General features: G+C 71.7%; 24 protein-coding genes. 13 read left to right on the top strand and 11 right to left on the bottom strand.

What is annotated here, in order from left to right:
• Positions 1–43 precede the first annotated feature (43 nt).
• The 4 genes from purL (at position 44) to ACVMLK_RS09920 (ending at position 3,823) form a co-directional block, all read left to right on the top strand.
• Positions 44–2,251, top strand: coding sequence for a phosphoribosylformylglycinamidine synthase subunit PurL (gene purL / locus ACVMLK_RS09935; protein WP_457486303.1), 2,208 nt, complete (start codon positions 44–46; stop codon positions 2,249–2,251).
• A gap of 24 nt (positions 2,252–2,275) precedes the next feature.
• Entirely contained in the window at positions 2,276–2,512 is a 237-nt protein-coding gene (locus ACVMLK_RS09930) for a BolA family protein (protein WP_198365542.1), read from the top strand.
• An 11-nt stretch (positions 2,513–2,523) separates the two neighbouring features.
• Positions 2,524–2,862: a Grx4 family monothiol glutaredoxin gene (gene grxD / locus ACVMLK_RS09925; RefSeq protein WP_198365541.1), complete on the top strand. Its 339-nt coding sequence runs from the start codon at positions 2,524–2,526 to the stop codon at positions 2,860–2,862.
• Between the two features lie 166 nt (positions 2,863–3,028).
• Positions 3,029–3,823 carry a hypothetical protein gene (locus tag ACVMLK_RS09920; RefSeq protein ID WP_198365540.1) on the top strand — a complete coding sequence of 265 codons (795 nt, stop codon included), beginning with the start codon at positions 3,029–3,031 and terminating at the stop codon, positions 3,821–3,823.
• A 10-nt stretch (positions 3,824–3,833) separates the two neighbouring features.
• On the opposite strand, the gene ACVMLK_RS09915 is transcribed toward ACVMLK_RS09920, so the two are convergent.
• Together ACVMLK_RS09915 and rpsD are read right to left on the bottom strand one after the other, a co-directional pair.
• Entirely contained in the window at positions 3,834–5,177 is a 1,344-nt protein-coding gene (locus tag ACVMLK_RS09915; protein ID WP_457486302.1) for an MATE family efflux transporter, read from the bottom strand.
• Positions 5,178–5,354: 177 nt separating this feature from the next.
• Entirely contained in the window at positions 5,355–5,972 is a 618-nt protein-coding gene (gene rpsD / locus ACVMLK_RS09910; protein WP_198365538.1) for a 30S ribosomal protein S4, read from the bottom strand.
• 257 nt (positions 5,973–6,229) lie between these two features.
• Here rpsD and ACVMLK_RS09905 point away from each other — a divergent pair, with 257 nt between their 5' ends.
• Positions 6,230–6,436 (top strand): hypothetical protein, encoded by a 207-nt coding sequence (locus ACVMLK_RS09905; RefSeq protein WP_198365537.1) that lies wholly within the window; start codon positions 6,230–6,232, stop codon positions 6,434–6,436.
• Between the two features lie 11 nt (positions 6,437–6,447).
• Here the strand turns inward: ACVMLK_RS09905 and ACVMLK_RS09900 are convergent, their stop codons facing one another.
• Both ACVMLK_RS09900 and ACVMLK_RS09895 read right to left on the bottom strand, forming a co-directional pair.
• Positions 6,448–7,272 carry a hypothetical protein gene (locus ACVMLK_RS09900; RefSeq protein WP_422922754.1) on the bottom strand — a complete coding sequence of 275 codons (825 nt, stop codon included), beginning with the start codon at positions 7,270–7,272 and terminating at the stop codon, positions 6,448–6,450.
• Between the two features lie 153 nt (positions 7,273–7,425).
• On the bottom strand, positions 7,426–9,234 hold the full coding sequence (locus tag ACVMLK_RS09895) for an ABC transporter ATP-binding protein (RefSeq protein WP_457486301.1): 1,809 nt from the start codon (positions 9,232–9,234) through the stop codon (positions 7,426–7,428).
• A 169-nt stretch (positions 9,235–9,403) separates the two neighbouring features.
• On the opposite strand from ACVMLK_RS09895, the gene ACVMLK_RS09890 reads away from it, so the two are divergent.
• Positions 9,404–10,462 carry a glycosyltransferase family 4 protein gene (locus ACVMLK_RS09890; RefSeq protein WP_198365534.1) on the top strand — a complete coding sequence of 353 codons (1,059 nt, stop codon included), beginning with the start codon at positions 9,404–9,406 and terminating at the stop codon, positions 10,460–10,462.
• Positions 10,463–10,546: 84 nt separating this feature from the next.
• Here the strand turns inward: ACVMLK_RS09890 and ACVMLK_RS09885 are convergent, their stop codons facing one another.
• Entirely contained in the window at positions 10,547–10,771 is a 225-nt protein-coding gene (locus ACVMLK_RS09885; protein WP_457486300.1) for a hypothetical protein, read from the bottom strand.
• 267 nt (positions 10,772–11,038) lie between these two features.
• Between ACVMLK_RS09885 and lepA the strand changes: the two genes are divergently transcribed.
• The 4 genes from lepA to ACVMLK_RS09865 all read left to right on the top strand — a co-directional run bounded on the left by lepA (position 11,039) and on the right by ACVMLK_RS09865 (position 17,849).
• Positions 11,039–12,844, top strand: a complete 1,806-nt coding sequence (gene lepA, locus ACVMLK_RS09880; RefSeq protein ID WP_457486299.1) for a translation elongation factor 4 — start codon at positions 11,039–11,041, stop codon at positions 12,842–12,844.
• 105 nt (positions 12,845–12,949) lie between these two features.
• Positions 12,950–13,963, top strand: coding sequence for a tripartite tricarboxylate transporter substrate-binding protein (locus ACVMLK_RS09875; RefSeq protein ID WP_457486298.1), 1,014 nt, complete (start codon positions 12,950–12,952; stop codon positions 13,961–13,963).
• Positions 13,964–14,208: 245 nt separating this feature from the next.
• Positions 14,209–17,487: a PAS domain S-box protein gene (locus tag ACVMLK_RS09870; RefSeq protein WP_457486297.1), complete on the top strand. Its 3,279-nt coding sequence runs from the start codon at positions 14,209–14,211 to the stop codon at positions 17,485–17,487.
• On the top strand, positions 17,484–17,849 hold the full coding sequence (locus ACVMLK_RS09865) for a response regulator (RefSeq protein ID WP_198365529.1): 366 nt from the start codon (positions 17,484–17,486) through the stop codon (positions 17,847–17,849). The genes ACVMLK_RS09870 and ACVMLK_RS09865 overlap by 4 nt, the downstream gene beginning before the upstream one ends.
• A gap of 20 nt (positions 17,850–17,869) precedes the next feature.
• Here ACVMLK_RS09865 and ACVMLK_RS09860 read toward each other — a convergent pair whose 3' ends face one another.
• The 4 genes from ACVMLK_RS09860 to petA form a co-directional block, all read right to left on the bottom strand.
• Positions 17,870–18,754, bottom strand: a complete 885-nt coding sequence (locus ACVMLK_RS09860; RefSeq protein ID WP_422922748.1) for an S-methyl-5'-thioadenosine phosphorylase — start codon at positions 18,752–18,754, stop codon at positions 17,870–17,872.
• A 93-nt stretch (positions 18,755–18,847) separates the two neighbouring features.
• On the bottom strand, positions 18,848–19,642 hold the full coding sequence (locus tag ACVMLK_RS09855; protein ID WP_198365527.1) for a cytochrome c1: 795 nt from the start codon (positions 19,640–19,642) through the stop codon (positions 18,848–18,850).
• Positions 19,642–20,913, bottom strand: a complete 1,272-nt coding sequence (locus tag ACVMLK_RS09850) for a cytochrome b (RefSeq protein ID WP_422922746.1) — start codon at positions 20,911–20,913, stop codon at positions 19,642–19,644. Before ACVMLK_RS09850 ends, ACVMLK_RS09855 begins: the two co-directional genes overlap by 1 nt.
• A gap of 12 nt (positions 20,914–20,925) precedes the next feature.
• Positions 20,926–21,489 (bottom strand): ubiquinol-cytochrome c reductase iron-sulfur subunit, encoded by a 564-nt coding sequence (gene petA, locus ACVMLK_RS09845; protein ID WP_457486306.1) that lies wholly within the window; start codon positions 21,487–21,489, stop codon positions 20,926–20,928.
• Between the two features lie 315 nt (positions 21,490–21,804).
• On the opposite strand from petA, the gene hemF reads away from it, so the two are divergent.
• The 3 genes from hemF to ACVMLK_RS09830 all read left to right on the top strand — a co-directional run bounded on the left by hemF (position 21,805) and on the right by ACVMLK_RS09830 (position 24,872).
• Complete coding sequence (hemF, locus tag ACVMLK_RS09840) at positions 21,805–22,698, top strand: oxygen-dependent coproporphyrinogen oxidase (protein ID WP_198365524.1); 894 nt, start codon at positions 21,805–21,807, stop codon at positions 22,696–22,698.
• Positions 22,699–22,789: 91 nt separating this feature from the next.
• Complete coding sequence (locus tag ACVMLK_RS09835) at positions 22,790–24,049, top strand: putative DNA modification/repair radical SAM protein (protein WP_457486296.1); 1,260 nt, start codon at positions 22,790–22,792, stop codon at positions 24,047–24,049.
• Entirely contained in the window at positions 24,039–24,872 is an 834-nt protein-coding gene (locus tag ACVMLK_RS09830) for a TIGR03915 family putative DNA repair protein (RefSeq protein WP_457486295.1), read from the top strand. Before ACVMLK_RS09835 ends, ACVMLK_RS09830 begins: the two co-directional genes overlap by 11 nt.
• A 21-nt stretch (positions 24,873–24,893) precedes the next feature.
• On the opposite strand, the gene ACVMLK_RS09825 is transcribed toward ACVMLK_RS09830, so the two are convergent.
• Both ACVMLK_RS09825 and ACVMLK_RS09820 read right to left on the bottom strand, forming a co-directional pair.
• Entirely contained in the window at positions 24,894–26,300 is a 1,407-nt protein-coding gene (locus tag ACVMLK_RS09825; RefSeq protein ID WP_457486294.1) for an ATP-binding protein, read from the bottom strand.
• Between the two features lie 99 nt (positions 26,301–26,399).
• On the bottom strand, positions 26,400–26,943 hold a 544-nt coding region (locus tag ACVMLK_RS09820), incomplete at its 5' end, for an ABC transporter substrate-binding protein (protein ID WP_457486293.1).

Genomic DNA, 26,943 nt, shown 5'->3' with positions numbered 1-26,943 from the left:
ACAAGCCCTGGACAAGCGCCGCGCGGCTGCCGACAAGGCTCCCATGCCGACGCCCGCACCCCTCGACCCCGCCCGCGCCTCGCAACTCGCCGCCGAATTCGGCCTGAAGCCGGATGAGTACGACCGGGCGCTCGCCATCCTCGGCCGCACCCCCTCCCTCACCGAGCTCGGCATCTTCTCGGTGATGTGGTCCGAGCACTGCTCCTACAAGTCGAGCCGCGTCTGGCTCCGCACCCTGCCCACCAAGGCCCCCTGGGTGATCCACGGCCCGGGCGAGAATGCCGGCGTGATCGACATCGGCGACGGGCTGGCCGCCATCTTCAAGATGGAGAGCCACAACCACCCGAGCTTCATCGAGCCCTACCAGGGCGCCGCCACCGGGGTGGGGGGCATCCTGCGCGACGTCTTCACCATGGGCGCGCGCCCCATCGCCAACCTCAACGCGCTGCGCTTCGGCGCGCCCGACCACCCGAAGACCCGGCATGTGCTGGATGGCGTGGTGCGCGGCATCGGCGGCTACGGCAATTGCGTGGGCGTCCCCACCGTCGGCGGCGAGGTGAACTTCCACCCGGCCTACAACGGCAACCCGCTGGTCAACGCCATGACCGTCGGCATCGCGCCCAAGGGGCGCATCTTCCTCTCGGCGGCGGCCGGCATCGGCAATCCGGTGGTCTATGTCGGCTCCAAGACCGGGCGGGACGGCATCCACGGCGCCACCATGTCCTCGGCCGAGTTCAGCGCCGATTCGGAGGAGAAGCGCCCGACCGTCCAGGTCGGCGACCCCTATGCCGAGAAGCTGCTGATCGAGGCCTGCATGGAGCTGATGGCGACGGATGCCATCGTCGCCATCCAGGACATGGGCGCCGCGGGCCTGACCTCCTCCTCGGTCGAGATGGCGGGCAAGGGCGGCGTCGGCATCGAGCTGGTGCTGGACGACGTTCCGCAGCGCGAGACCGGCATGAGCGCCTATGAGATGATGCTCTCCGAGAGTCAGGAGCGCATGCTGATGATCCTGAAGCCCGGCGAGGAGCATGTCGCCGAGGCGATCTTCCGCAAGTGGGAGCTGGATTTCGCCGTCATCGGCCACCTGACCGACACCGGCCGCATCGTCATCCGCCACAAGGGTCAGCTCGAGGCCGATATCCCGCTGGCGCCGCTGGAAAGCGAGGCGCCGCTCTACCACCGCCCGACCGCCGAGACACCGCGGCAGCCGGTGCTCGACCCCGCCGGCGTCGCGGACCCGCTGGGCCTCGAGGCGGCGCTGCTGAAGCTGGTGGGCAGCCCCGACCTCTGCTCGCGCCGCTGGATCTGGGACCAGTATGACAGCACGGTGGGCGGCCAGACGGTGAAGCGCCCCGGCGCCGCCGATGCCGCCATCGTCCGGCTGGAAGGCCTCGCCCGCGCGCTCGCCATGACCACCGACTGCACGCCCCGCTACTGCGCGGCGGACCCGGAGGAGGGCGGCCGCCAGGCGGTGGCCGAGGCCTGGCGCAACATCACCGCCACCGGCGCCCTGCCGCTGGCCATCACCGACAACATGAATTTCGGCAACCCCGAGAAGCCCGAGATCATGGGCCAGTTCGCCGCCGCCGTGCGCGGCATGGCGAGCGCCTGCACCGCGCTCGACTTCCCGGTCGTCTCCGGCAATGTCTCGCTCTACAACGAGACCGAGGGCCGGGGCATCCTGCCCACCCCCGCCATCGGCGGCGTCGGCGTGCTGGAGGAGGCGGCGCGGGCCGTGGGCTATAGCCTCGCCCCCGGCCTCGATCTGGTGCTGATCGGCGAGACGGCGGGCTGGCTCGGCCAGTCGCTCTGGCTGCGCGAGGTCGCCGGCCGCGAGGAAGGCGCCCCGCCCCCGGTCGATCTGGCCGCCGAGCGCCGCCACGGCGATTTCGTCCGCGCCCGCATCCTCGCCGGCGAGGTGGCCGCCAGCCATGACTGCGCCGATGGCGGCCTGCTGGTGGCGCTGGCCGAGATGGCCATGGCCGGCACCGCCGGCGCCACGCTCGAGGCCGCGCCGGAGGGCCTGCCCGCCCATGCCTTCTGGTTCGGCGAGGACCAGGGCCGCTACGTGCTGGCGGTGCGCGACGGCGCCGCGCTGCTGGCGGCGGCGGCGGCGGCCGGCGTGCCGGCGCGGCGCCTGGGCCGCTCGGGTGGCGGGCACTTGGTTCTGCCCGGCGGCGCCGCCATATCGGTCGAGGCCCTGCGGGATGCGCATGAGCGCTTCCTACCGGCCCTGATGGCCCGCTAAGTTCCAGCCGGAGAGGAGAGCGCCATGGCGATGCCCGCCGCGGAGATCGAGGCCCTGATCAAGGCGGCCTTCCCCGATGCCGAGGTCACCATCGAGGACCTCGCCGGGGATGGCGACCACTATGCCGCGACCGTGGTCTCGGAAGCCTTCCGTGGCCGCTCGCGCGTGCAGCAGCACCAGCTCGTCTATGCCGCCCTGCAGGGCCGCATGGGGGGCGAGCTGCATGCCCTCGCCCTGCAGACCTCCGCGCCCCCGCAATAGGATTCCTGCCAATGAGCAACCCGACCTTCGACCGCATCCAGGCCGAGATCACCGAGAATCCGGTGGTGCTCTACATGAAGGGCACGCCGGTCTTCCCGCAATGCGGCTTCAGCGCCCGCGTGGTGCAGGTCCTGAGCCATGTCGGCGTGCCCTTCAAGGGCGTGAACGTTCTGGAGGACGCCGAGATCCGCGAGGGCATCAAGGCCTTCACCAACTGGCCGACCATCCCGCAGCTCTATGTGAAGGGCGAGTTCGTCGGCGGCTGCGACATCGTCATGGAGATGTTCCAGAATGGCGAGCTGACCGCCCTGCTCGACGAGAAGGGCATCCCGCACCAGGCCGCCGCCTGATGCGTCCCTTCCCCTGGCCGCCGGCCGCGGGGAGAATGGAGGCCGGGGGCGATCCGCTCCCGGCCTTTTTCGTGCCCATCCGTACGAATGCCGCCGCGCCGCGCCGGCTCAACCTCGCCGCCGCCGGCGTGTTCCGTGGCCGGGCCTTACCGGGATTGACCACCGCATGACGCAGAACGACCTCCGCACCCTGCTGAACATCGCCCTGCCGCTGCTGCAGCCGCTGGCGGGAATGATGGCGCCGGTCTTCGGCCTCGGCCACACCATGGCGGAGATGTCGGCCCGCAGCGAGACGCCGGTGGTACCGCAGGGCTATGCCTTCTCGATCTGGCTGGTGATCTTCGCGCTCGCCATCGCCTGGGGCATCTGGCAGCTCCTGCCGGATGGCGGACGGGACAGCCCGGCGGCGCGGCGCCTCGGCTGGCCGCTGGCCGTCGCCTTCGCCGGCTGCATCCTCTGGATGGTGCTGGGCCAGACCACGGAGAATGGCTGGCACCTCGTCCTGGTCATGCTGGTGGTGGTGGCGGCGAGCCTGGCCGCCTTCCTGGCCAATCGCCGCCTGGTGCATGAGGGGCAGGCGGGCGGCTGGCCGGAGCGCTGGATCGTCCGGCCGCTGGTCGGGCTGCTGGCCGGCTGGGTCTCGGTCGCGGCCTTCGCCAATATCGCCGGAGCGGCGCGGCTGTCCGGCGCCATCGCCGCCGACGGCGCGGCGGGAACCCTAGCGGCGGTGATGATCCTGCTGGCGGCGGGCGGCTTCACCCTGGGCGTGCTCTGGCTGGCCAAAGGCTCGCCCTGGTACGCTGCCGCCGTGGCCTGGGCGCTGATCGCCATCCTCTATGCCAACACCGCCGGGCGGGAGCTGAACATCGCCGTGGCGATCGTCTCCGGCGCGCTGGCGGCGCTGGTGGTCGGCATGGCGTGGCAGCTCGGGCGGATGCGGCGACGCTCCCTGGCCTCCTGAGGGAGCGGCCTCAGCTCAACGCCGCCCGCCGGCCGGGCCACACACCGGGCCGCACGGAGCCGGCCGTGATCAGGCCATAGGCGGTGATGCCGAGCGCTACGCCGAGGAAATGCCCCTCCAGCCCCAGCCCGAGCGGCCCCGCCAGGAGGGCGCCGCCGCCCACCGCCACGCCAAGCCGGGTAACGGCCGCCAGCACCGGGCCGCTCATGCGCCCCGCGCCCATCGAGGCGAAGTAGAGCGCCATGCCGAGGCCGAAGCCGCCGAAGGCCGGGCCGGTATAGGCCAGTCCCCGGGCGGCCACGGCCACGACGGCCGGATCGCTGGTGAAGAGACGGGCGAAGCCGGCCGGGAACAGGCCGACCAGCAGCCCGAGCAGGCCCGCCACGCCGAGCGCCACGAAGCCGCCGGCCCAGGCGGTGCGCCGCGCCATCGGCCAGTCCCCCGCCCCTGCGGCGCGGCCGACCAGCGCCGTCAGCGCCGAGCCCACCCCGAAGGCCAGCGGCACGGTGAGGAACTCCAGTCGCGCCGAGATGCCATAGGCCGCCACCGCCACCGGCCCGTAGACGGCGAGTTGCCGCGTCACCAGGATGGTGGTCAGGTTGGCGAGGGTCGCCAGCGCGCAGGCGACCAGACCGACCGAGAGGATACGGCGGAACAGCGTCGCCGAGGGGCGCATCCGCAACCGGGGCGTGAAGCCGGCGCCGCCGCGGCCGACGATCAGCGCCATCAGCAGCGCCGCCGCCCAGAAGACCGCCGCGAAGCCGGCACCCACCCCTGCCAGCCCCATGCCGAGCGGCTCGCTGAGCAGCCAGGCCAGCGGCGGAAAGGCGATCCAGGCCAGCGCCAGGACACGCGCCGCGAGGGCGTGCCGCCCGCCGCCCCGCAGCACCGAGGCGAGGGTATTGGCCAGCCAGACCGGCAGCGCCCCGACGCCGAAGAGCCATATGGCATAGGGCGTTGCGGCCGCGGCCGCCTCGGGCCCGGCAATGGCGCCGAGCACCGGTCGCGGGAAGCCGGCGAGAAGGACCGCGAACAACAGCCCGCCGCCCAGCGCGATCAGCAGGGCATGCAGGACCAGGTCCGCCGCCTCCTCCTCGCGCCCGGCGCCGAGGGCGCGGGCGATAGCCGCGGCGACGCCGCCGCCCATGGCGCCCGCCGACATCTGCTGCAGCAGCAGCGAGAAGGGCAGCACCACCGCCCAGCCGGCCAGGGCCGCCAGCCCCTGCCGCGCCGCCAGCCAGGTCTCGGTCAGCTGTGCCGCCGCCTGCAGCAGGGCGATGGCGGTGGTGGGCGCCGCCAGCGCCCCGATCCGGCGCAGCAGCACGGCCGCGCGCTCATTCCCGGCCTCGGACATCCCGGCCCCTCTCCCTTGTTCCGCCATGCAACACGATCGTTCGCAGTGCAGCAAGTCATGCAGGGCGGAGGGGAACGGCGCGGAGCCCTCTACCGGGAGGCAGGCATGAAAAAAGGGAGGGCGCCTCGCGGCACCCTCCCCTGTCGTTCCGTCTCCAGCTCCGGCCGGAGCGCCCGGTCAGCGCGAGTAGAACTCGATGACCAGGTTCGGCTCCATCTGCACCGGATAGGGCACGTCCGAGAGCTTCGGGGCGCGCACGAAGCGGCCCTTCATCTGGCGGTGGTCGATCTCGAGATACTCGGGGACGTCGCGCTCACCGCTCTGCGCGGCATCCAGCACGGCGACCAACTGCTTCGACTTCTCCTTGACCTCGATCACGTCATTGTCGCGCACGAGGTAGGAGGGGATGTTCAGCCGGCGGCCATTGACCAGGATATGGCCATGGTTGACGAACTGGCGCGCCGCGAAGGGGGTCACGGCCAGCTTCATGCGGTAGATCACCGCGTCAAGCCGCCGCTCCAGCAGCTCGATCAGGTTCTCGGAGGTGTCGCCCTTGCGGCGCACGGCCTCCTCGTAATACTTGCGGAACTGCTTCTCGCCGATATTGCCGTAGTAGCCCTTCAGCTTCTGCTTGGCCATCAGCTGGACGCCGAAGTCGGTCGGCTTCTGCTTGCGGCGCTGGCCGTGCTGGCCGGGGCCATACTCGCGCTTGGCGACCGGGGACTTGGCGCGGCCCCACAGGTTCACGCCGAGGCGGCGATTGATCTTGTACTTGCTTTCCGCGCGCTTCGTCATGCGGCGGGCTCCTTCTTGTTCTGCGGCCTCGGCCTTGGGGGCTGCGGTCTCGCGTTGGTGTCCCGGTAGTCCCGAGGCTGGAAGGCCAGGGGCGGGACGCGTGACGGGGCACGCATCCGCTTTCCCGGAAAGGGTGCGGCGCTTTAGCCGTGGCGCCGGCGGGAGTCAAACACGGCGCCGCCCCCCAGGGCCGCCCCCCGGCGCCGAGGCGCGGGAGAAGTGTTGCCCTGCATCGCGCGCCCGCTTATCCGTCGGGCATGGTGTCGCGATCCGAGATCCTGATCCTGGGCCTGACGGCGGGGGTGGCGGGCAGCCTGGTGGGCGGGCTGATGCTGGGCATCGGCCTCGGCCTGGTGGTCAACGGCGTCCATGCCGGATGGGTGCTGGTGCTGCCGGCGGCCCCGGTGGCGGGCCTGCTGGGCTATGCGCTGGCCCGCCGCCTGGCGCGGCGTCTGCCGGGCTGAACCGTCGGCCGTTATTCGGCCGCCGCCGGCATGGGAAGCAGCCCCTGGTGCAGGGCCGCGATCTGCCGCGGCGACTTCACCGGATGATAGAATTCCAGGGGCCCCATGGGCCGCGCCCTCTCGTGGTTGAAGCCCTCGGGGCTGTAGATCGGCGCATCGAGCACGCGGCGCGCGACGGTGTTGAGATCCTCCAGCACCATGTCCAGGGACCGCGCGAGGGTCGGGATGACCACCTCGTGGTGGCCGTTCCAGCCGCCGCGATAGGCGGCATCGAGCGCCGCCATCAGGCGGCCGGAATAGCGGGAGAGCGGCAGGAAGCAGGCGCTGGCGGCCGCCCGGATACGCGCCTCCTCCACCGTCTCCGGTCCCGCGTCGCGGAAAGTCAGGGTCGGCCAGTGCACCCAGTCCGGATGCTGCTCGCGGCGGCGCAGATAGCTGCCCAGCAGGTCGGCCCCGCTGCCGGCCTCGACCGCCAGCAGCCGGGGCAGGCCGCGCGGCGCGCAGACATCGAACTCCATCACCCAATAGGCTTCGTAATCCGGCGCCTGGCGCCAGATGGCGAGCGGAATCAGGTCGGCGTTGCCCGGCTTGACGAAGGGGCGGACGGTCTTGCGCGGATAGTCGGGAATGAACAGGTCGGACTTGCGGAGAAAGACAGCGCCCGCCAGCGCGTACTGCTCCGCCTTCTCCTGCAGCGGCTCGGTCAGGACCAGCACCACATCCAGCGCGTGCCCCAGCTCGGCCTGGCATTGCCAGAACCGGGCCAGCACCACCTCGTCCAGAAGATGGCTGATGAGCAGCAGGCAGGTGCGGTTCCGCGGCGGGGCGAGCGGCAAGGCTTTCGGTCTCCTGCAACCTGGCCGCTAGGCTAGCCCGACCTTTCCATCCGACACAAGAAGATGCGGGCGACCACCGTATCCAGGGTTGCAACAGCCCGGACAGCGAAAAGGGAGGCCGGAGCCTCCCCTGCCTCCCTTCCCGCGAGAACCTCAGGCCGCGACCTGCAAGGCCTCCGACTGGCGGCGCACCATGTCCTGGTAGGGGCCGGGGCGGCGCATCAGCAGGTCCGGCGCGCCGTCCTGCACCACCTGCCCGTTCTCCATCACCACGATGCGGTCAAAATTGGTCAGGGTGGCGAGGCGGTGGGCCACCGCGATCACGGTGCGGCCCTCCATCAGCCCGTCCAGCGCCTTCTGCACCTCGGCCTCCGACTCGGAGTCGAGGGCGGAGGTCGCCTCGTCCAGCAGCAGGATCGGCGCGTTCTTCAGCAGGGCGCGGGCGATGGCCAGGCGCTGGCGCTGGCCGCCCGAGAGCTTGGCGCCCCGATCGCCGACGATGGTATTGAACCCTTCCGGCAACGCCTCGATGAAGTCGCGGCAGCGGGCCGCCTCGGCCGCCGCCATCACCTCGGCATCGGTCGCCTCCGGGCGGGCATAGCGGATGTTCTCCAGCACGGTCCGGTGGAACATCGACACGTCCTGCGGCACCACGGCGATCATGTCAGCCAGGCTCTCGCGGGTGGAATGGGCGATGTCCTGGCCATCGATCAGCACGGCGCCGCCCTGCGGCTCGGAGTGGCGCTGCAGCAGCGTCAGCAGGGTGGACTTGCCGGCGCCGGAGCGGCCCACCACGCCGACCTTCTGGCCCGGGGCGATATCGAGGTTCAGGCCGCGCAGCACCGCCGTGCTGCCCTCGGGCGCCGAGGGATAGCGGAAGGTGACGTCCTGGAACACCACATGGCCGCCGCGCGCCGCCAGACCATGGGCATCGGCGGCGTCCGGCAGATCGTGCGGGACCAGCAGGGCGGACAGCGCCTCGCGCATGCGGGCCACGTACTGCGTCAGGTCCACCAGGGCCATCGCGAGGTCGCGGCTGGCATGGAGGATGGTGAAGCCCAGGGTACAGACCAGCACGATGTCGCCGGTGGTGGCGCGGCCGAGCTGCCAGAGGTGCACCACCCAGGCCAGCAGGCAGGCGGTCAGCAGCGCGGTCGTGGCGCCATGCACCAGGCGCAGCTTCTCCAGGTAGCGCAGGCTGTTGCGGCGCGCGGCGGTCTCGCCCGCCAGGGCGTTGTCGAGCAGCACAGCCTCGCGCTTGAAGGCCCCGAAGGCGCGCACCAGGGAGAAGTTCTGCACCACGTCCACTAGCTGCCCGTCCACCGCCGCGGCGCGGCTGGCGAAGCTGTCATGCAGCCGCTCGCCGCGCCGGCCGAGCCAGGCGACGCCGGCCGCCAGGGTGAAGGCGACAACCACCAGGCAGCCCGCCATCCAGGGATCGACGCTGGCCAGGAAGCCGATGGAGAGGGTGACGGCGACGGCCGGCGGCACGGTGTGCCAGGTGAAGTTCTGCAGCACGGTGAAGGCGGCGGTGCCGGTGGCGCTGATGCGCGCCGCCAGCGTGCCGGCCGAGCGGTTGGCGAAATAGCCCGGGGAGTGGCCGGAGAGGTGGCGGAACAGCTCGGCCCGCATCGAGGCGGTGGCGCGCGGGAAGCGGTCCGCCGCGATCCAGCCGCCGACGCGCCAGAGCAGGTTGTCCGCCGCGATGACGCCGGCCAGGATGGCGAAGGCGGTCCAGACCGCCGTCTGCGCCGCCTGGGAGGGACCGCCCGAGAGCGTGTCAATCAGGTGCTTCACCGCGTAATTGGCGCCCACCGAGCAGCCGACGGCGCCCAGCACGGCCAGCAGGATCGCGACGTGGCTCCCTGCGTACGGCTTCAGGTGGCGAAGCAGGAAGCCCACCGGCCTCCGGCCGAGGCGGAGGAGGGCGGCTTCATCGTCGGACGGACGGGCGGCGGTCATGGGGGCAAAGCCTCCTCGATCTCCGGGACACATGAGCGTGAACGCCCGCTGCATCCGCGTTGTTGCAGAGGAAACGCCCCCTTCCTGACGAAATCATGGCGAGATGTGCCGAATCAGGACCGCATTCGGCTGCGATACGGGGGTCAGAGGCAAAGGAGAACCGGACCCCATGCGTATCGCCCAGATCGCTCCCCTGACGGAAGCCGTTCCCCCGAAGCTCTATGGCGGGACGGAGCGGATCGTCTCCTACATCACCGAGGAGCTGGTGGCGCTCGGCCATGACGTGACGCTGTTCGCCAGTGGCGATTCGATCACCCGGGCGAAGCTGGCGCCGATGTGCCGCAAGGCGCTGCGCCTCGACCCCTCGGTGCGCGACGCCAACGCCCCGCTGAACCTGATGCTGGAGGAGGTCTACCGCCGCCGGCACGACTTCGACCTGCTGCACTTCCATCTGGACTACCTGCCCTTCCCGCTCTTCTCCCGCCAGTCCGTGCCTTTCGTGACCACGCTGCACGGCCGGCTGGACCTGCCGGAGCTGCAGCCCGTCTTCGACGCCTTCAGCCAGGTGCCGGTGGTCTCGATCTCGAACGACCAGCGCAGGCCGCTGCCGCAGGCGAATTTCGCCGCCACCATCCATCACGGCCTGCCCGAGCGGCTGCTGACGCCGCGGCCGGGCGTCACGCCCGGCTACCTTGCCTTCCTCGGCCGCATCGCGCCCGAGAAGCGCTGCGACCGGGCGATCGAGATCGCCATCGCCACCAACACGCCGCTGAAGATCGCGGCCAAGGTGGATCGCGTGGACGTCGACTACTTCGAGAGCAAGATCAAGCCGATGCTGGCGCATCCGCTGATCGAGTTCATCGGCGAGATCGACGAGACGCAGAAGCCCGACTTCCTCTCCGGCGCCATCGGCCTGCTGACGCCGATCGACTGGCCGGAGCCCTTCGGCCTGGTGATGATCGAGGCGATGGCCTGCGGCACGCCCGTGATCGCCTTCCGCCACGGCTCGGTGCCGGAGGTGATCGACGAGGGGCTGACCGGCTTCGCGGTGAACAGCATGGCCGAGGCGATCGCCGCCGTGGGCCGCCTGCGCAGCCTGCCGCGCGCCGCCGTCCGCGCCCGCTTCGAGGAGCGCTTCACCGCCCGCCGCATGGCGGAGGACTATGTGGCCCTCTACGAGACCCTGGCGCGGCAGGAGCGCCCGGGCCTCGCCGTCGCGGCGGAGTGAGGGTAAGCGCCGAGGCGAAGCCCCAGGGCCCGGAGGGAGCACTCCCTTCGGGCCTTTTCGCTGGCTCCTGACGGAAGCGGCGGCTCAGCGGCCGCGCTTCAGTTCCTTCGCCTGATTCTCCTGATTGACCCGGTTCAGGAGCTGCTGCTCCTTGTAGGTCTCGTTGGCCTGCTGCTGCAGCATGCACTGCTCCCAGTTCGGCGAAGCGCGCGTGATGCCCAGATTGGCGCAGCCGCGCTCGAAGTTCTGGCGGTCCAGGGCGTCCAGCTCCTCCTGCAGACCACATCCGGCCAGGAAGAGGGCCGACACCAGGCCGCACAGGAGAAGGATGGATCGACATGTGGATGTCGCGCGGTCTGGCATGGCTTCTCCAGTACGCCGGTCAGACGATCTGCTGCCACGAAAGAAAAGCCAATCTCCAGGCAGCTGACAAGCCTTAGCTGGGCCCGCGGCTACCGCCCCTCCCTTTGGCGCGGCCTCGGCCACCGCCGCGCTTTGATTCCGCCGCCGCTTGCCCTATCTGCTGCGGCAAGACCTCGGCGGGTGCGCTCCGCCTCGACCTGCCGCCGGAACAGCATGACCGACACACCTCTCTCCCGCATCCGCAACTTCTCCATCATCGCCCATATCGACCACGGGAAATCCACCCTGGCCGACCGGCTGATCCAGGCCACCGGGGCCATCTCCCAACGGGAGATGAAGGAGCAGATGCTCGACAGCATGGAGCTGGAGCAGGAGCGCGGCATCACCATCAAGGCGGCCTCCGTCCGCCTCGACTACAAGGCGAAGGACGGCGAGACCTATGTCCTCAACCTGATGGACACGCCGGGCCACGTCGATTTCGCCTATGAGGTCTCCCGCTCGCTGGCCGCCTGCGAGGGCTCCCTGCTGGTGGTCGATGCCTCCCAGGGGGTCGAGGCGCAGACGCTGGCCAATGTCTACCAGGCGATCGACGCCAACCACGAGATCGTCCCGGTCCTGAACAAGATCGACCTGCCGGCGGCCGAGCCGGAGCGGGTGAAGCAGCAGATCGAGGACGTGATCGGCCTCGACGCCTCGGAGGCGGTGGAGATCTCCGCCAAGTCCGGCCTCAACATCGAGGGCGTGCTGGAGGCCATCGTCCACCGCCTGCCGGCGCCGCCGGGCGACGCCGGCGCGCCGCTGAAGGCGCTGCTGGTGGACAGCTGGTACGACCCCTATCTCGGCGTCATCATCCTGATCCGGGTGAAGGACGGCACCATCCGCCGCGGCCAGAAGATCCGCTTCATGGCCGAGGGCACGACGCACACGGTGGACAGCGTCGGCGTCTTCCGCCCCAAGATGGTGGCGGTGGACAGCCTGGGGCCGGGCGAGATGGGCTACCTCAACGCCGCCATCAAGACGGTGGCCGAGACCAATGTCGGCGACACCATCACCGACGACCGCGTGCCGGCCGCCGAGCCGCTGCCGGGCTTCAAGCCCTCCATCCCGGTGGTCTGGTGCGGCCTCTATCCGGTCGATGCCGACGACTTCGAGAAGCTGCGCGAATCGCTCGGCAAGCTGCGGCTGAACGATGCCTCCTTCCATTTCGAGGCGGAGAGCTCCGCCGCGCTGGGCTTCGGCTTCCGCTGCGGCTTCCTGGGCCTGCTGCACCTCGAGATCATCCAGGAGCGCCTCTCCCGCGAGTTCGACCTCGACCTGATCGCGACGGCGCCCAGCGTCGTCTACAAGCTGAAGCTGACCAAGGGCGAGGAGACGGACCTGCACAACCCGGCCGACATGCCGGACCCGTCGCTGATCGAGAGCATCCAGGAGCCCTGGATCAAGGCCACCATCATGGTCCCGGACGAGCATCTGGGGGCCATCCTGACGCTGTGCTCCGAACGGCGCGGCCAGCAGGTGGAGCTGACCTATGTCGGCAACCGCGCCATGGCGGTCTACCGCCTGCCGCTGAACGAGGTGGTGTTCGACTTCTACGACCGCCTCAAGAGCGTCAGCCGCGGCTATGCCTCCTTCGACTACCAGATGGACGGCTATGACGAGGGCGACCTGGTCAAGATCTCCATCCTGGTGAACAACGAGCCGGTGGACGCGCTCTCCTTCATGGCGCACCGCTCCCAGGCCGAGCGGCGCGGCCGCTCGATCTGCGAGAAGCTGAAGGAGCTGATCCCCCGCCAGCTCTTCAAGATCCCCATCCAGGCGGCGATCGGCGGCCGCGTCATCGCCCGCGAGACCATCTCCGCCATGTCCAAGGACGTCACCGCCAAGTGCTACGGCGGCGACATCAGCCGCAAGCGCAAGCTCCTGGAGAAGCAGAAGGAGGGCAAGAAGCGCATGCGGCAGTTCGGCAAGGTCGAGATCCCGCAGAGCGCCTTCATCGCCGCCCTCAAGATGGACAGCTGAGGCGCGGCGCCGCTCTTTTTAGTTCACCCCCCGGAGCATCCTCGCTAATCGGGAACAGTGCCGGACCGTCTCATCGGACGGCACAAGACCGGGAGTGAACATCCGATGCATCGACGCAGCCTGCTGGCCGCCCTGCCCCTGCTTTCCGCCGGGCTGGCCGCGCTGGCCTCCGTGACCCTCGCGCTGGCCCCCACGGCGGCGCGCGCGCAGGGGGACTACCCGAGCCGCACCATCACCATCGTCGTGCCCTTCGCCGCCGGCGGCCCGACGGACACTGTGACCCGCCTCGTCGCCGAGGGCATGGGCCGCGATCTCGGGCAGACCGTGGTGGTGGAGAATGTCGGCGGCGCCGGCGGCACGCTGGGCGCGGCCCGCGTCGCCCAGGCCCGGCCGGACGGCTACACGCTGCTGCTACATCATATCGGCATGGGCACCACCCCCAGCCTCTACCGCCGGCTGAGCTATGATCCGGTGGGCGGGTTCGAGCCGATCGGGCTGGTCACCGAGGTGCCGATGACCATCATCGCCAACAAGGACATCGCGGCGAACACGCTGCAGGACCTGGTGGCGCTGGTGAAGCGCGACACCACCGGGATCAACTACGCCAATGCCGGCATCGGCGCCGCCAGCCACCTCTGCGGCCTGCTGCTGCAGAAGGCGATCGACGCGCCGATGACCACCGTCCCCTATCGCGGCACCGGCCCGGCGATGACCGACCTGATCGCCGGCACGGTGGACGTGTTGTGCGACCAGACCACCAACACCACCAGCCATATCCGCGCCGGGGCGGTGAAGGTCTTCGCCGTCACCACGCCGCAGCGCCTCCCCTCCCTGCCCAACGTGCCCACCACCGCCGAGGCGGGGCTGCCGGGGATGGAAGTGACCATCTGGCACGGCCTCTACGCGCCCAAGGGCACGCCGGCGCCGGTCATCGCGCGGCTGTCGAAGGCGCTGCAGGCGGCGCTCGCCAACGAAAGCCTGGCCCGCCGCTTCCAGGATCTCGGCACCGAGCCGGTGGTGGCGGAGCGGGCCACCCCGGCGGCGCACAAGGCCTTCTGGGAGGCCGATATCGCCAAGTGGCGCCCGGTGATCGAGGCCGCCGGCCAGTACGCCGACTGAGGTCTTGCCACCGCCCCCTCCCCTTTCCCCTGGGGAGCGGGCGGCCGGGCCCGGGAACCGGGACTCTCGATCGGGGGAAGCACGGTTGGGGGATGCGGGCCGGCGCCGCTTGGTCTATGCAGGGTGCAGTTCTAGCAGGGCCATGCATGTCTCGGTTGCGGCGACAGGCGGCCTTCCCCGCGCGGGCACGGAATATTCGGCATGACGTCTCGCCGCAAGCGGCGGCAGGGACGGAGGCGGACGGCATGAGGGCGTGGCTGCCCGGCTGGAAGCCCACCGTCCGCCTGCATCTGCTGATGATCGCCCTGGCCGCCCTGCTGCCGCTCTGGGCCCTGGCCGGGCATATCGCCGGCCGCATGGCCGATGCCGAGAACGAGCGCCTGGCCGCCGCCGCGCGCGAGATGTCGCAGGGCGTCGCCTTCGTGCTGGAGCGCGAGATCCTTGGCCTGCGCGGCGAGCTGAGCGCGCTCGCCACCTCCCCCGCTCTGCGCGACGGGCGCTACGACGTCTTCCACCAGCAGGCCCGGGCCGTGCTGGAGGGCGAGGAAGGGCGCATCCGCCTGACCGACCGCCAGGGCCGCGTGCTGGTCGACACCGCGATTCCCTTCGAGGACTGGGCGGATGAGGACAGCCTGCCGGTGCTGCCCGAGTCGCCGCAGCGCAGCGGCGTCTCCAACCTGCGGATGGACCCCGAGAACAACGTCTATCGCGTCGATATCGTACAGGCGGTGGCGGTGCCCTCCGGCCCGCCGCGCCTCTTCGTCTCGGCCGAGATCGCGCCTCAGCGGATCTGGAGCCGGCCGCTCGAGCTCGTGGACCTGCCGCCCGGCTGGATCGCGGTGATCGCCGATGCGGAGGGCCGGCTGATCGCGCGCCTGCCGCCGATCGAGGGCATGATCGGCCATCGCGCCTCGTCGCAGAGCGCCACGCAGCAGGCCGTGGCGAGCGGCGAGGCCAGCGGCTGGCTGCGCGGGCGCAGCCGCGACCGCGTGCCGCTCTACACCGCCTGGCACCGGGTCGTCGGCACCGAATGGGTGGTGCTGATCGGCCTGCCGGCGGAACAGCTCGACGGCAACCTGCTGCGCACGCTGAGCCCGGTGCTGGTGATGGGCGGGCTGATGCTGCTGGTCTTCACCCTGGCGCTCGCCTTCTGGGTGGACCGGCGCATCGCCCTGCCGCTCGGCCGCCTCGGCCGCATGGCCAGCGCCTTCGGCCGTGGCGCGGCGCTGCCGCCCTTCCCGCCGAGCGGCCTCTTCGAGATCGACAGCGCGGCGCGGGCGCTCAGCCTCGCGGCGGCCGAGCGCGAGGCGCTGGAGGCGGAGCGGATCACGCTGACCGCCCGGCTGCAGACCGTGCTGGAGACCACGACCGACAGCGTGCTGGTGCTCGACCGTGACGGCATCGTCCTCTACATCAACGGCCGCGCCCGGGCACAGGCCGGGCAGCGCGAACTGATCGGCCGCCCGCTCCGCGAAGGCTTCCCCGGCTGGGACAGCGGACCCTTCGGCGCCGTCTGCCGCCGCGCCGCGCAGGAGGGAACCCCGCAGGGCGCCACCGCCTTCCACCCCGCCCTCGGCCGCTGGATCTCCGCCGATGTCTATCCCTCGACCGAGGGGCTCACCCTGTTCTTCCGCGACGTCACCGACCAGCGCGCGGCCGAGGCGGCGCTGCGCGACAGCGAGGCGCGTCTGAAGGCGGTGATGGACAATGTGCCGGTCGGCGTGCTGCTGGCCGAGGCGCCCTCGGGCCGTATCCTGCTGGGTAACCGCCGGCTGGAGGATATCCTGCGTCACCCGGTGCGGCTCTCCGCCGGCATCGCGCAGTATCGCGAGGATTTCGAGGCCTATCATGCCGATGGCCGGCGCGCGGCGGGCGCCGAGCTGCCAATCGGCCGCACCCTGCTGACCGGCCTGCCGGCCAGCGGCGAGTATCACTACCGCCGCGGGGACGGCAGCATGGGCTGGTTGCGCATCGCCGCCGCGCCGGTACGCGACGCGCAGGGCACGCTGAAAGGCGCCGTCGTCGCCATCACCGACATCGATGCCGAGCGGCGCGCCGGCGAGGCGCTGCGCGAGAGCGAGCTGCGCTTCCGCACCCTGGCCGAGGCCATCCCGCAGGTGGTCTGGTCCAGCCTGCCGGATGGGCGCATCGACTACGTCAATCCGCGCCTGCAGGACTTCACCGGCATGGCGCCGGCGGTGGCCATGCAGGCGCTGGCGCAGATCATCCACCCGGAGGACCAGCGGCGCGCCGAGCGGGCCTGGCAGCGCGCGCTGCGCAAGGGCGAGGCCTTCAGCACCGAGCTGCGCCTGCGCCGCATGGAGGGCGGCTGGCGCTGGTGCATGGTGCGCGCCCTGCCGGCCCGGGCGCCGGATGGCAGCATCCGCCGCTGGATCGGCGCCGTCACCGATGTCTCCGACCTGGTCGAGGCGCGCGAGGCCCTGGCCCGGCAGGTGTCCGCCCAGGCCGCCTCCCGCGAGGCGGCGGTGCAGGCCGCCATGGCGCTGGCCGCCTCGGAGAGCCGGTTCCGCCGCTTCGCCGAGGCGAGCCCGGATGTGATGTGGATGGTCTCGCCCGACTGGCAGACCATGGAGTTCGTCAGCCCCGCCTTCGAGCGGATCTGGGGCATCGCGCGCGAGCGGATGTTCGAGAACCCGGCGGCCGGCCGCGACGCCATCCACCCGGCCGACCAGGAGCGCTACCGCCAGGCGATGGAGGCGGCCGGCCGCGAGGGCGGCTACGATGTCGAGTACCGCATCCTGCGGCCCGATGGCGGCATGCGCTGGATCCGCGACGTCAGCTTCCCCATCCTCGACACCCAGGGAATCATGACCCGGCGCGGCGGCCTGGCGCGCGACATCACGGCGGCCAAGGCCGCCGAGGCGCGGCAGGCGCTGCTGCTCGGCGAGCTGAACCACCGGGTCAAGAACACCCTGGCCACGGTGCATTCCCTGGCCCTGCAGACGGCGCGCACCGCCGGCACCAGCGCCGAGGCGATCCCGCGCTTCCTGAACGACTTCCAGGCGCGGCTGCTGACCCTGTCGCGCGGGCACGACCTGCTGACCGCGCGCACCTGGCGCGGCGCCACGCTGGAGGACACGGCACGGGCCGCCCTCGCCCCCTGGCAGGGGGATGCCGAACCCGGCGGCGAGCCGCACCTGCTGATCGACGGCCCCTCGGTCTGGCTGGCGCCGCGTCAGGCCCTTGGCCTTGCCCTGGCCCTGCACGAGCTGGCCACCAACGCGATCAAGCACGGCGCCCTGTCGCGGCCCGAGGGTCAGGTCGAGGTGACCTGGCGGGGCGACCCGGATGGCATGGTGCGGCTGACCTGGCAGGAGCGCGGCGGGCCGCCCGTGCGCCCGCCCTCGCGCCGCGGCTTCGGCAGCCGGATGCTGGAGCGTGGCCTGCCGGCCGAACTCGGCCCCGGCTCAGGCGTCGAGATGGACTATGCGGAGGCGGGCTTCATGGCGGAGATCCGCTTCCGGCCCGTGAGTGGACCCCAGGTGGAGGAGGAGAGCGCATGAACCGGCTGCAGGGGCTTCGCGTGCTGGTTGTCGAGGACGAGGCCCTCATCGCCATGCTGGTGGAGGATGCGCTGATCGAGGCCGGCGCGGACGTGCTCGGCCCGGCGGCGACGGTGGAGGAGGCGCTGGAATACTTCTCCGGCGCCGCCCCCGCCGCCGCGGTGCTCGACATCAACCTGGCCGGCCAGGTCTCCACGCCGGTGGCGGACCGGCTGGTCGAGATGGAGATCCCCTTCGTCGTCGCCACCGGCTATGGCGCGGCGGGGCTGCCGGAGCGGCACCGCGGCGCGCCGGTGCTGTCCAAGCCCTATGACCCGCAGGAGCTGGTGCTGATGCTGGAGCGGCTCTGCATGCCGGGCTGAGGCCGCCGCCGGGACAGGCCTCAGCCGCGCAGCACGCGGCCGGCGACGGCGTCGAGCCGGGCCATCAGCGCCGGGTCGCGCTTCTCGGGCGGCGTGACGATGGCGTATTCCAGCGCCCGGTCGCAGCCCGCCGGGCAGGGGCCGCGCGGCGCGCCCAGCATCGGCACCACCGCCTTCACCAGCGCCTTGGCGCGGTCGGCGTTCTCGTACATCACCTTCACCACCGCCTCGACCGATACGGCGTCGTGGTCGGGGTGCCAGCAGTCGAAATCGGTGACCATGGCGATGGTCGCGTAGCAAAGCTCGGCCTCGCGGGCGAGCTTGGCCTCCGGCATGTTGGTCATGCCGATCACGTCGCAGCCCCAGGCGCGGTAGAGTTCGCTCTCCGCCTTGGTGGAGAACTGCGGCCCCTCCATGACCAGATAGGTGCCGCCGCGCCGGTGCTTCAGGCCGATGTCGCGCGCCGCCTGCTCGGCCGCGTCGCCGAGGCGCGGGCAGGTCGGATGCGCCACCGAGACATGCGCCACGCAGCCGGTCTCGAAGAAGGACTTCTGCCGCGCGAAGGTGCGGTCGATGAACTGGTCGACGATGACGAAGGTGCCGGGCGGCAGGTCGCCGTTCAGCGAGCCCACGGCCGAGAGGGACAGGATCTCGGTCACGCCCGCCCGCTTCAGCACGTCGATATTGGCGCGATAGTTCAGCGCCGAGGGCGGCATGCGGTGGCCGCGGCCGTGGCGGGGCAGGAAGACGCAGCGCACGCCGTCGAGCCGGCCGAAGAGCAGCTCGTCGGAGGGTTCGCCCCAGGGGCTGTCCACCCGGCGCCACGCGCGCTCCTCCAGCCCGTCGATGTCGTAGAGGCCGGAGCCGCCGATCAGGCCGATGACGGGTTCGATGATGTCGGTCATGGAATGCTTCCCTGCGACGAGGAAAGGGCCGCCACCGGAGTCCGGCTCCGGCGGCGGCCCTTCATGCGGAGGGCGGCGGGGTGCCGCCCCGCCTCAGTGGACCCTGGCCCAGATCTTCCGCTTCACCGCATAGGTCAGGCCGCCGAGGATGACCAGGAAGAGGATGATCCGCACGCCCATGGCGCGGCGGGTCTCCAGCTCCGGCTCGGCCGCCCAGGCGAGGAAGGCCGAGACATCGGTCGCCATGCGGTCCACCGTGGCGGTGGTCCCATCGGCGTACTGCACCTGGCCGTCGCTGCTGATCGGCGGCGCCATGGCGATCTGATGGCCGGGGAAGTACTTGTTGTAGTGCATCCCCTCCATGACCGTGACGCCCTCCGGCGGGGCCTCGTAGCCCATCAGCAGGGCATGCACGTAGTCGGCGCCGCCCGGGCGGGCCTTGGTCATCAGCGACAGGTCGGGGGGCAGCGCCCCGTTGTTGGCCGCGCGCGCCGCCGCGTCATTGGCGAAGGGGCGGCGGAAGCGGTCCGAGGCGCGGCCGGGGCGCTCGAACATCTCGCCATCGTCGTTCGGCCCGTCGGGGATCTGGTAGCCCGCGGCCACGGCGGCGACCTCGGCCTCGGAGAGGCCGATCTCGCGCAGGTTGCGGTAGGCCACCAGGTGCATGGCGTGGCAGGCCGAGCAGACTTCCTTATAGACCTGGAAGCCGCGCTGCAGCTCGCCGCGGTCGAAGGTGCCGAAGAGGCCGTCGAAGGAGAACTTGGTGTCCGGGACGGCGACCCCCTCGGCGGCCCGCGCCGCCGGGGCGGCGCCGAGGGCAAGCGGGAGGGCCAGGGTGGCCGCCAGGGTGACGGCCTTGGCGGCGGCCTTCAGGGAACGCAGGGCCATCACGCCTTCTCCATCGGCTGGGCGGTCGCGGCGCCGGGCAGCGGCCCACCGCCCCGCAGCACGGGTCGGGCGATGCTCTCGGGCAGCGGCAGGGGCCGCTCGATCTTGGCGAGCAGCGGCAGGATCACCAGGAAGTAGCCGAAGTAGTAGGCGGTCGCGAAGCGGCTGACGGTGACGTAGGGCTCTTCGGCCGGCATGCCGCCGCAGTACATCAGGACGAAGAAATTCACCGTCCAGAGCAGGAACAGCCACTTGGCGATCGGGCGGAAGCGCATCGAGCGCACCGGCGAGCGGTCCAGCCAGGGCAGCACGAAGAGGATGGCGATCGAGCCGAACATCATCAGCACGCCGCCCAGCTTGTTCGGCACCGCGCGCAGGATGGCGTAGAAGGGCAGGAAGTACCATTCCGGCACGATATGCGCGGGCGTCGAGAGCGGGTTGGCCGGGATGTAGTTGTCCGGATGGCCCAGGTAGTTCGGCGTGAAGAAGACGAGGAAGGCGAAGACGATCAGGTAGACGACGATCCCGACGCTGTCCTTGATCGTGTAGTAGGGGTGGAAGGGCAGCGTGTCCTGCGGGCCCTTGGGCTCGATGCCCAGCGGGTTGTTGGACCCCGTGATGTGCAGCGCCGCGACATGCAGGAAGACCACGCCCGCGATCACGAAGGGCAGCAGGTAGTGCAGGCTGAAGAAGCGGTTCAGCGTGGGGTTGTCCACGGAGAAGCCGCCCCAGAGCAGCGTCACGATGCTGTCGCCGACCAGCGGGATGGCGCTGAACAGGTTGGTGATGACGGTGGCGCCCCAGAAGGACATCTGGCCCCAGGGCAGCACGTAGCCCATGAAGGCGGTGGCCATCATCAGCAGGAAGATGACGACGCCGAGGATCCAGAGCAGCTCGCGCGGCGCCTTGTAGGAGCCGTAGTACATGCCGCGCCAGACGTGCACGAGGACCACGATGAAGAACATCGAGGCGCCGTTCATGTGCACGTAGCGGATCAGCCAGCCGTAGTTCACGTCGCGCATGATGCGCTCGACGCTGTCGAAGGCGAGCGAGGTGTGCGCCGTGTAGTTCATCGCCAGGAAGATGCCGGTGGCGATCATGATCATCAGGTTGATCATGGCCAGCGCGCCGAAATTCCAGAAGTAGTTGAAATTCCGCGGAGTCGGGAAGGTCCCGTACTCCTTCTGCATCATGGTGAAGACCGGCATGCGCTGGTCGATCCAGCGCACCACCGGGTTGGTGAAGCTGCTCTCGTGAAGGCCGGATGCCATGGGGTGCGGTCCTCAGCCGATGCGGATCTGGGTGTCGGACGTGAACTCGTAATCCGGCACGGCCAGGTTCAGGGGCGCCGGGCCGCGGCGGATGCGGCCGGAGGTGTCGTAGTGGCTGCCGTGGCAGGGGCAGAACCAGCCGCCGAATTCACCGCGCGGATCGGTCGATTTCTGCCCCAGCGGCACGCAGCCGAGGTGGGTGCAGACGCCGACCACCACCAGCCACGGGCGGCGGTGGACGCGGGCATCGTCGGTCTGCGGGTCGCGCAGGTCGGAGAGCGGCACGCCCTCGGCCTCCTGGATCTCCGCCCCCGTGCGGTGGCGCACGAAGACCGGCTTGCCGCGCCACATGACGGTGACCGCCTGGCCCTCGGCGATATGGTCGAGCTGCACATCGGTGCTCGCCAGGGCCAGCACGTCCTTCGCCGGGTTCATCGAGGCGATGAAGGGCCAGACCACGGCGCCGACGCCGACCGCCGCGAAGGAGCCGGCCACCAGTTTCAGGAAATCCCGCTTCGTCCCTTCGGCCGCGTGCGGATCATCCCCAGGGGAGCCGCCCCCATGGGAGCCGCCCATCGCGGGGGAGCTGCTCGGCGCAAGCGTATCGGCCATCCCTCTTTCCGTCCCTCCTGGCGGCACCCCGAAACCTGGCAGGCTGGGCGCCGCTGAACCCCTTTCCGCGCACAAGCGGAGGCGCCGGGGCAAGCGCGTCACCGCGCTGCTGCCATGCGCCATGGCCATATAAAGGCAGGGTATGCGGGGTGGCAATCGCCCCTGGCGCCGCACGCCCCGGCCGAAGCCCGCCTTTCTGCGCGTTGCGGCGCCGACGGCATCGCGGTAGCGCAGCGCGGGCGGGGCGTCCTCGCCGTCGCAGAGGAGGCCGTGACCGCCATGACCCAGTCCCCCGAGACCGACCGCCATCCCCTCGCCGCCCCCGCCGCGGCCTGGTTCGAATCGCTGCGCGACCGCCTCTGCGCCGCCTTCGAGGCGATCGAGGACGAGCTGGCCTCCGGGCCGCAGGCCGGCCTCCCCGCCGGGCGCTTCGCCCGCACGCCCTGGCGGCGCGAGGGCGGCGGCGGGGGCGTGATGGCGGTGATGCGCGGCCGAGTCTTCGAGAAGGTGGGGGTCAATGTCTCCACCGTCTGGGGCGAGTTCAGCCCCGAGTTCCGCCGCCAGATCCCGGGCGCGGAGGAGGATCCGCGCTTCCTGGCCACCGGCGTCTCGCTGGTCGCCCACATGCGCTCCCCGCGCGTGCCGGCGGCGCATATGAATACCCGCTTCATCACCACCACCCGCCCCTGGTTCGGCGGCGGGGGCGACCTGACGCCGATGCGCCTCGACGCGCCCGAATCGCAGGCCGACGCCGCCACCTTCCACGCCGCCTACCGCGCCGCCTGCGACCGGCACGACCCGGCCTACTACCCGCGCTTCAAGCAATGGTGCGACGAGTACTTCTTCCTGCCGCACCGGGGCGAGCCGCGCGGCGCGGGCGGCATCTTCTACGACTGGCTCGGCCGCGACGAGGCCGACGAGGCCCGCCTGCCGGACCACTTCGCCTTCACCCGCGACGTCGGCGAGGCCTTCCTCGCCGCCTATCCCGCCATCGTCCGCCGCCGCATGCACGAGCCCTGGACCGAGGCCGAGCGCGAGCACCAGCTGGTCCGCCGCGGGCGCTATGTCGAGTTCAACCTGCTGCAGGACCGCGGCACCCTGTTCGGGTTGCGGACCGGCGGCAATGTCGAGGCGATCCTGATGTCCATGCCGCCCGAGGTGCGCTGGCCCTGACGGGCCGGCGCCGCAAGGCCTCGCGCGACGCCGGGCCTTGCGCCCGGGCCCTGAAAGAACATATCAAGAACTATCCTTCAGGGCTTTTCCCATGGACCTCCGCGCCAAGCTGGCGGTGCTGGCCGATGCCGCCAAGTACGACGCCTCCTGCGCCTCCTCCGGCACCGAGAAGCGCGATTCGCGCCAGGGCGGCCTCGGCAGCACCGAGGGCATGGGCATCTGCCACGCCTATGCGCCGGACGGGCGCTGCATCTCCCTGCTCAAGGTGCTGCTGACCAATGCCTGCGTCTTCGACTGCGCCTATTGCATCAACCGCGCCTCCGCCCCGGTCCGCCGCGCCCGCTTCACCGTGGAGGAGCTGGTCCGGCTGACCCTGGCCTTCTACCGCCGCAACTACATCGAGGGGCTGTTCCTCTCCTCCGGCATCATTCGCAGCCCCGACTACACCATGGAGCAGATCGTCCGCGTGGCGCGCGCGCTGCGCCAGGAGCATGGCTTCAAGGGCTACATCCATCTCAAGACCATCCCCGAGGCGGCGCCGGAACTGCTGGCCGAGGCCGGGCTGCTGGCCGACCGCCTGTCGATCAATGTCGAGCTGCCGCAGGCCGCCAGCCTGCGTGCCCTGGCGCCCGAGAAGGACATGCCGGTGATCGAGGGCGCCATGGCCGAACTCTCCACCCGGATCGCGACGGCCGGCGCCGAGCGGCGCGAGGCCCGCCGCGCCCTGCCGCCGCGCTTCGCCCCGGCCGGGCAGTCGACGCAGATGATCGTCGGCGCCGATGCCAGCACCGACGGCCAGGTGCTGGACGCCAGCGACGGGCTCTACAGCCGCTTCGGCCTGAAGCGGGTCTATTATTCCGGCTACTCGCCGATTCCCGCCGCCTCGGCCGCCCTGCCCCCGGCGCCGCCGCCGCTGTTGCGCGAGCACCGGCTCTACCAGGCCGACTGGCTGATGCGCTTCTACGGCTTCCGGCCGAGCGAGATCCTGGCCGGCGGCGAGGCCGGCATGCTCGACCTCGAGATCGACCCGAAGCTGGCCTGGGCGCTGAAGCACCGCGCCGGCTTCCCCCTCGACCTCAACCGCGCCTCGCGCGCGGCGCTGCTGCGCGTGCCCGGCCTCGGCGCCCGCACGGTGGAACGGGTGCTCGAGGCACGGCGGCACGGGCGGGTGAAGCTCGCCGACCTCGCCCGGCTGCGCGTGCCGCTGCGCAAGGTGGCGCCCTTCCTGACCGCGCCCGACCACCGGCCGCCGCCGGGACAGATCGATTCCGCCGGGCTCCGGCGGCAGTTGCAGCCGGGAAGCGCCTTCGCCCGGGCGGCACGGCCGGAGCAGCTCGCCCTTGGCCTGTAGTATCCGCCTCGCCGGCCCGGCCGATTTCGACGGCTGGCGCGCCGCCGCGCGCGGCCTGCTCGCCGCCGGCATCGCCCCCGAGGCGGTCTCCTGGCCCGGGCAGGACGGGGCCGCCGGCCTGTTCGACGGCGCCGCGCCCGACCTGCCGCGCGACGCCCCCTCCCCCGCCGTGCCGCGCGACTTCCTGGTCCAGGCTGAGCTGGCCATCCGGCACAGCGACCCGGAACGCTTCGCCCTGCTCTATGGCCTGCTCTGGGATGCCCGCCGCCGCCCCGGCCTGTTGCGTACGCCGACCGAGGCGCGCATGGCCCGCCTCGCCGCCATGGCGCGGGCGGTGCGGCGGGACGCGCACAAGATGCACGCCTTCCTGCGCTTCCGCGAGGTGGAGACGCCGGACGGGGTGCGCTCGGTCGCGTGGTTCGAGCCGGAGCATCATATCGTGGAGGCCGAGGCGGGGTTCTTCGAGCGCCGCTTCGCCGCCCTGCGCTGGTCGATCCTGACGCCGCGCCGCTGCGCCCACTGGGACGGCGCCGTCACCACCTTCACCGCCGGCGCGCGCCGCGCCGAGGCCCCCGCCGCCGATGCCGCCGAGGATCTCTGGCGCACCTACTTCGCCAGCATCTTCAATCCGGCCCGGCTGAAGCCCGAGGCGATGCGCGCCGAGATGCCGAAGAAGTACTGGCGCAACCTGCCCGAGGCCACGGTGATCCCCGAGCTGCTGCGTGGCGCCGAGGGGCGCGAGCGGGCCATGCTGGGCCAGGCGATCGCGGCGCCGGGGCGGCGGCAGAGGCGGCGGCCCTCCGGGGCGGGCACCGCCGGCTGAGGGCGCCCTCTCCGGCCGCCATCACCCGGAGGGCAGCCAGACCCTGAAGGTCGCGCCCTCGCCCTCCTGGCTTTCGATCAGCAGCTGGCCGCGATGGCGGTTGACGATGTGCTTGACGATGGCGAGGCCGAGGCCGGTGCCGCCGGCGCTGCGCGAACGCGCCTTGTCCACCCGGTAGAAGCGCTCCGTCAGCCGCGGGATGTGCTCGCGCGCGATGCCGGGCCCGTCATCGGTCACGCTGAGCAGCGCACCGGGCCGTGGCGCCTCGGCGCGGCTGACCGCCAGGGTGATGTGGCAGGCCTGCCCGCCATGCTTCACCGCGTTCTCCAGCAGGTTGCGCAGCACCTGGGCGAGCTGCCCGGCATCGGCCGGCGCCGCCTCCACCGTCTCGTCGAGATCGAGCCGCAACGTGACCGCCCGGCTGTCCAGGATCGGCGCCATGGCCTCGGTCTCGGCCCGCGCCAGGGCGGCGAGCGCGACGCGGCCGGTGGGCGCCTGGTGCTCGGCCAGCTCGATGCGCGAGAGGCCGAGCAGGTCCTCGATCAGCCGCCGCATCCGTTCCGACTGCTCGGCCATGATGCCGAGGAAGCGCGCCTGCGCCTCCGGATCGTCCTTCGCCGGCCCGCGCAGCGTCTCGATGAAGCCCATCAGGCTGGCCAGCGGGGTGCGCAATTCGTGGCTGGCATTGGCCACGAAATCGGCGCGCATCCGTTCCACCGCGCGCTCCCGCGTGCGGTCGGCCAGCAGCACCACCAGCCGCCCGCCATCGATCAGCGGCGGATCGAGCGGGATGACCTGCACGGCCAGCTCGCGCGGCACCGGCACGGGCAGGGTGATGTCCGTGCTCTGCCCTTCCCCCTCGGCCAGGGCACGGTCCACCGCCCCCGCCAGCTTCGGGTGGCGCAGCAGCGCGGCGGCATCGCCCGCCAGCGGCCCCGATTCGGCGGCCGGCGCGGCGAAGAGGGCGCGCGCCGCCGCGTTGGCGCGCAGCGGCGCGCGGTCGGCGCCCAGCACCAGCAAGGGGTCCGGCAGGCTTTCCAGAATGGCGGCGTCGCTGCGGCGCAGCCGCTCGACCATCGCCTGCCGCTCGGCGAGGTGGCCGATCAGCCGCGTCACGCCCTCGGACACCTCGGAGAGAATCGGGATGGCGAGGCCCCGGTGGCTGGCCTCGGCCTCGCTTCGCGGCGCCGGCATTCCGCCCTCCGCCGCATGGCGCAGGGACCGCGCCAGGCGCGACAGGTCACGCAGCCAGAACCAGGACAGCAGCAGCGCCGCGGCGGCGGTCAGCGCGAGGCAGAACAGCACCACGTCCGCCTCGGCCTGCCCGCTCAGCCCGAGCAGGGCGAGGAGCAGCAGCGGCACGCCGCCGATCAGCCCTGCCGAGCCCAGCCAGCGGCCGGGCGACAGCCTCTCCTCCTCCATGCGCATCCCCCTCGGTGGCGGGGCGGCATTGTCCGGCAGGATGGCCGCCCTGTCGATGCGCCGGCGCCGTGCCCCGATCCGGTCAGGCCCGGCTCCGGCGGGGGCTCAGTAACCGGCGCTGCCGGGCAGCTCGGCCGGGGCCACCACGCCGGGCGGGCTGCCCGGGGCGATCGAATACACCGCCAGCGCCCGCTGCACCTGCCCACCGGGATTGAGCCGCAGCGCGCCGTCGGCGCCGAGCACCACCTCGCCCAGCGGGATCTGCGGCGCCGCACCGGCATCCGTCTGAGCGCCGCGCAGGGCGCGGGCGGCCAGGGCGGCGGCGTCGTAGGCGGCGCCGGCAATGCGCGCCGGGCGCTCTCCGAAGGCCGCCTGATAGCGGTTGTCGAAGGCGCCCCGCGCCGCCGGGTCGGGGCCGGGGAACCAGGCGCCGGCCAGGGCGGGCTCCTGGCCCAGGCTCTCGTCGCTGATCCAGAGGGCATGGCCGGCGAGGCGCAGCGGCGGCATGGCGACACCCGCGGCGGCGAGCCCGGCCGCCATCTCCCGCGCCCGCGCCCCGCTCTCGCCCAGGATCAGCACCTCCGCGCGGCTGCCGGCCTCGGCCTCGGCGTCGGGGGTGGCGCCGATGCGCCGCGCCACGTCGGCGGCC

Source organism: Teichococcus aerofrigidensis (assembly GCF_054073225.1).
Note: the sequence above shows the minus strand (reverse complement) of the source record. Positions and strands in the feature narration are given on the sequence as shown.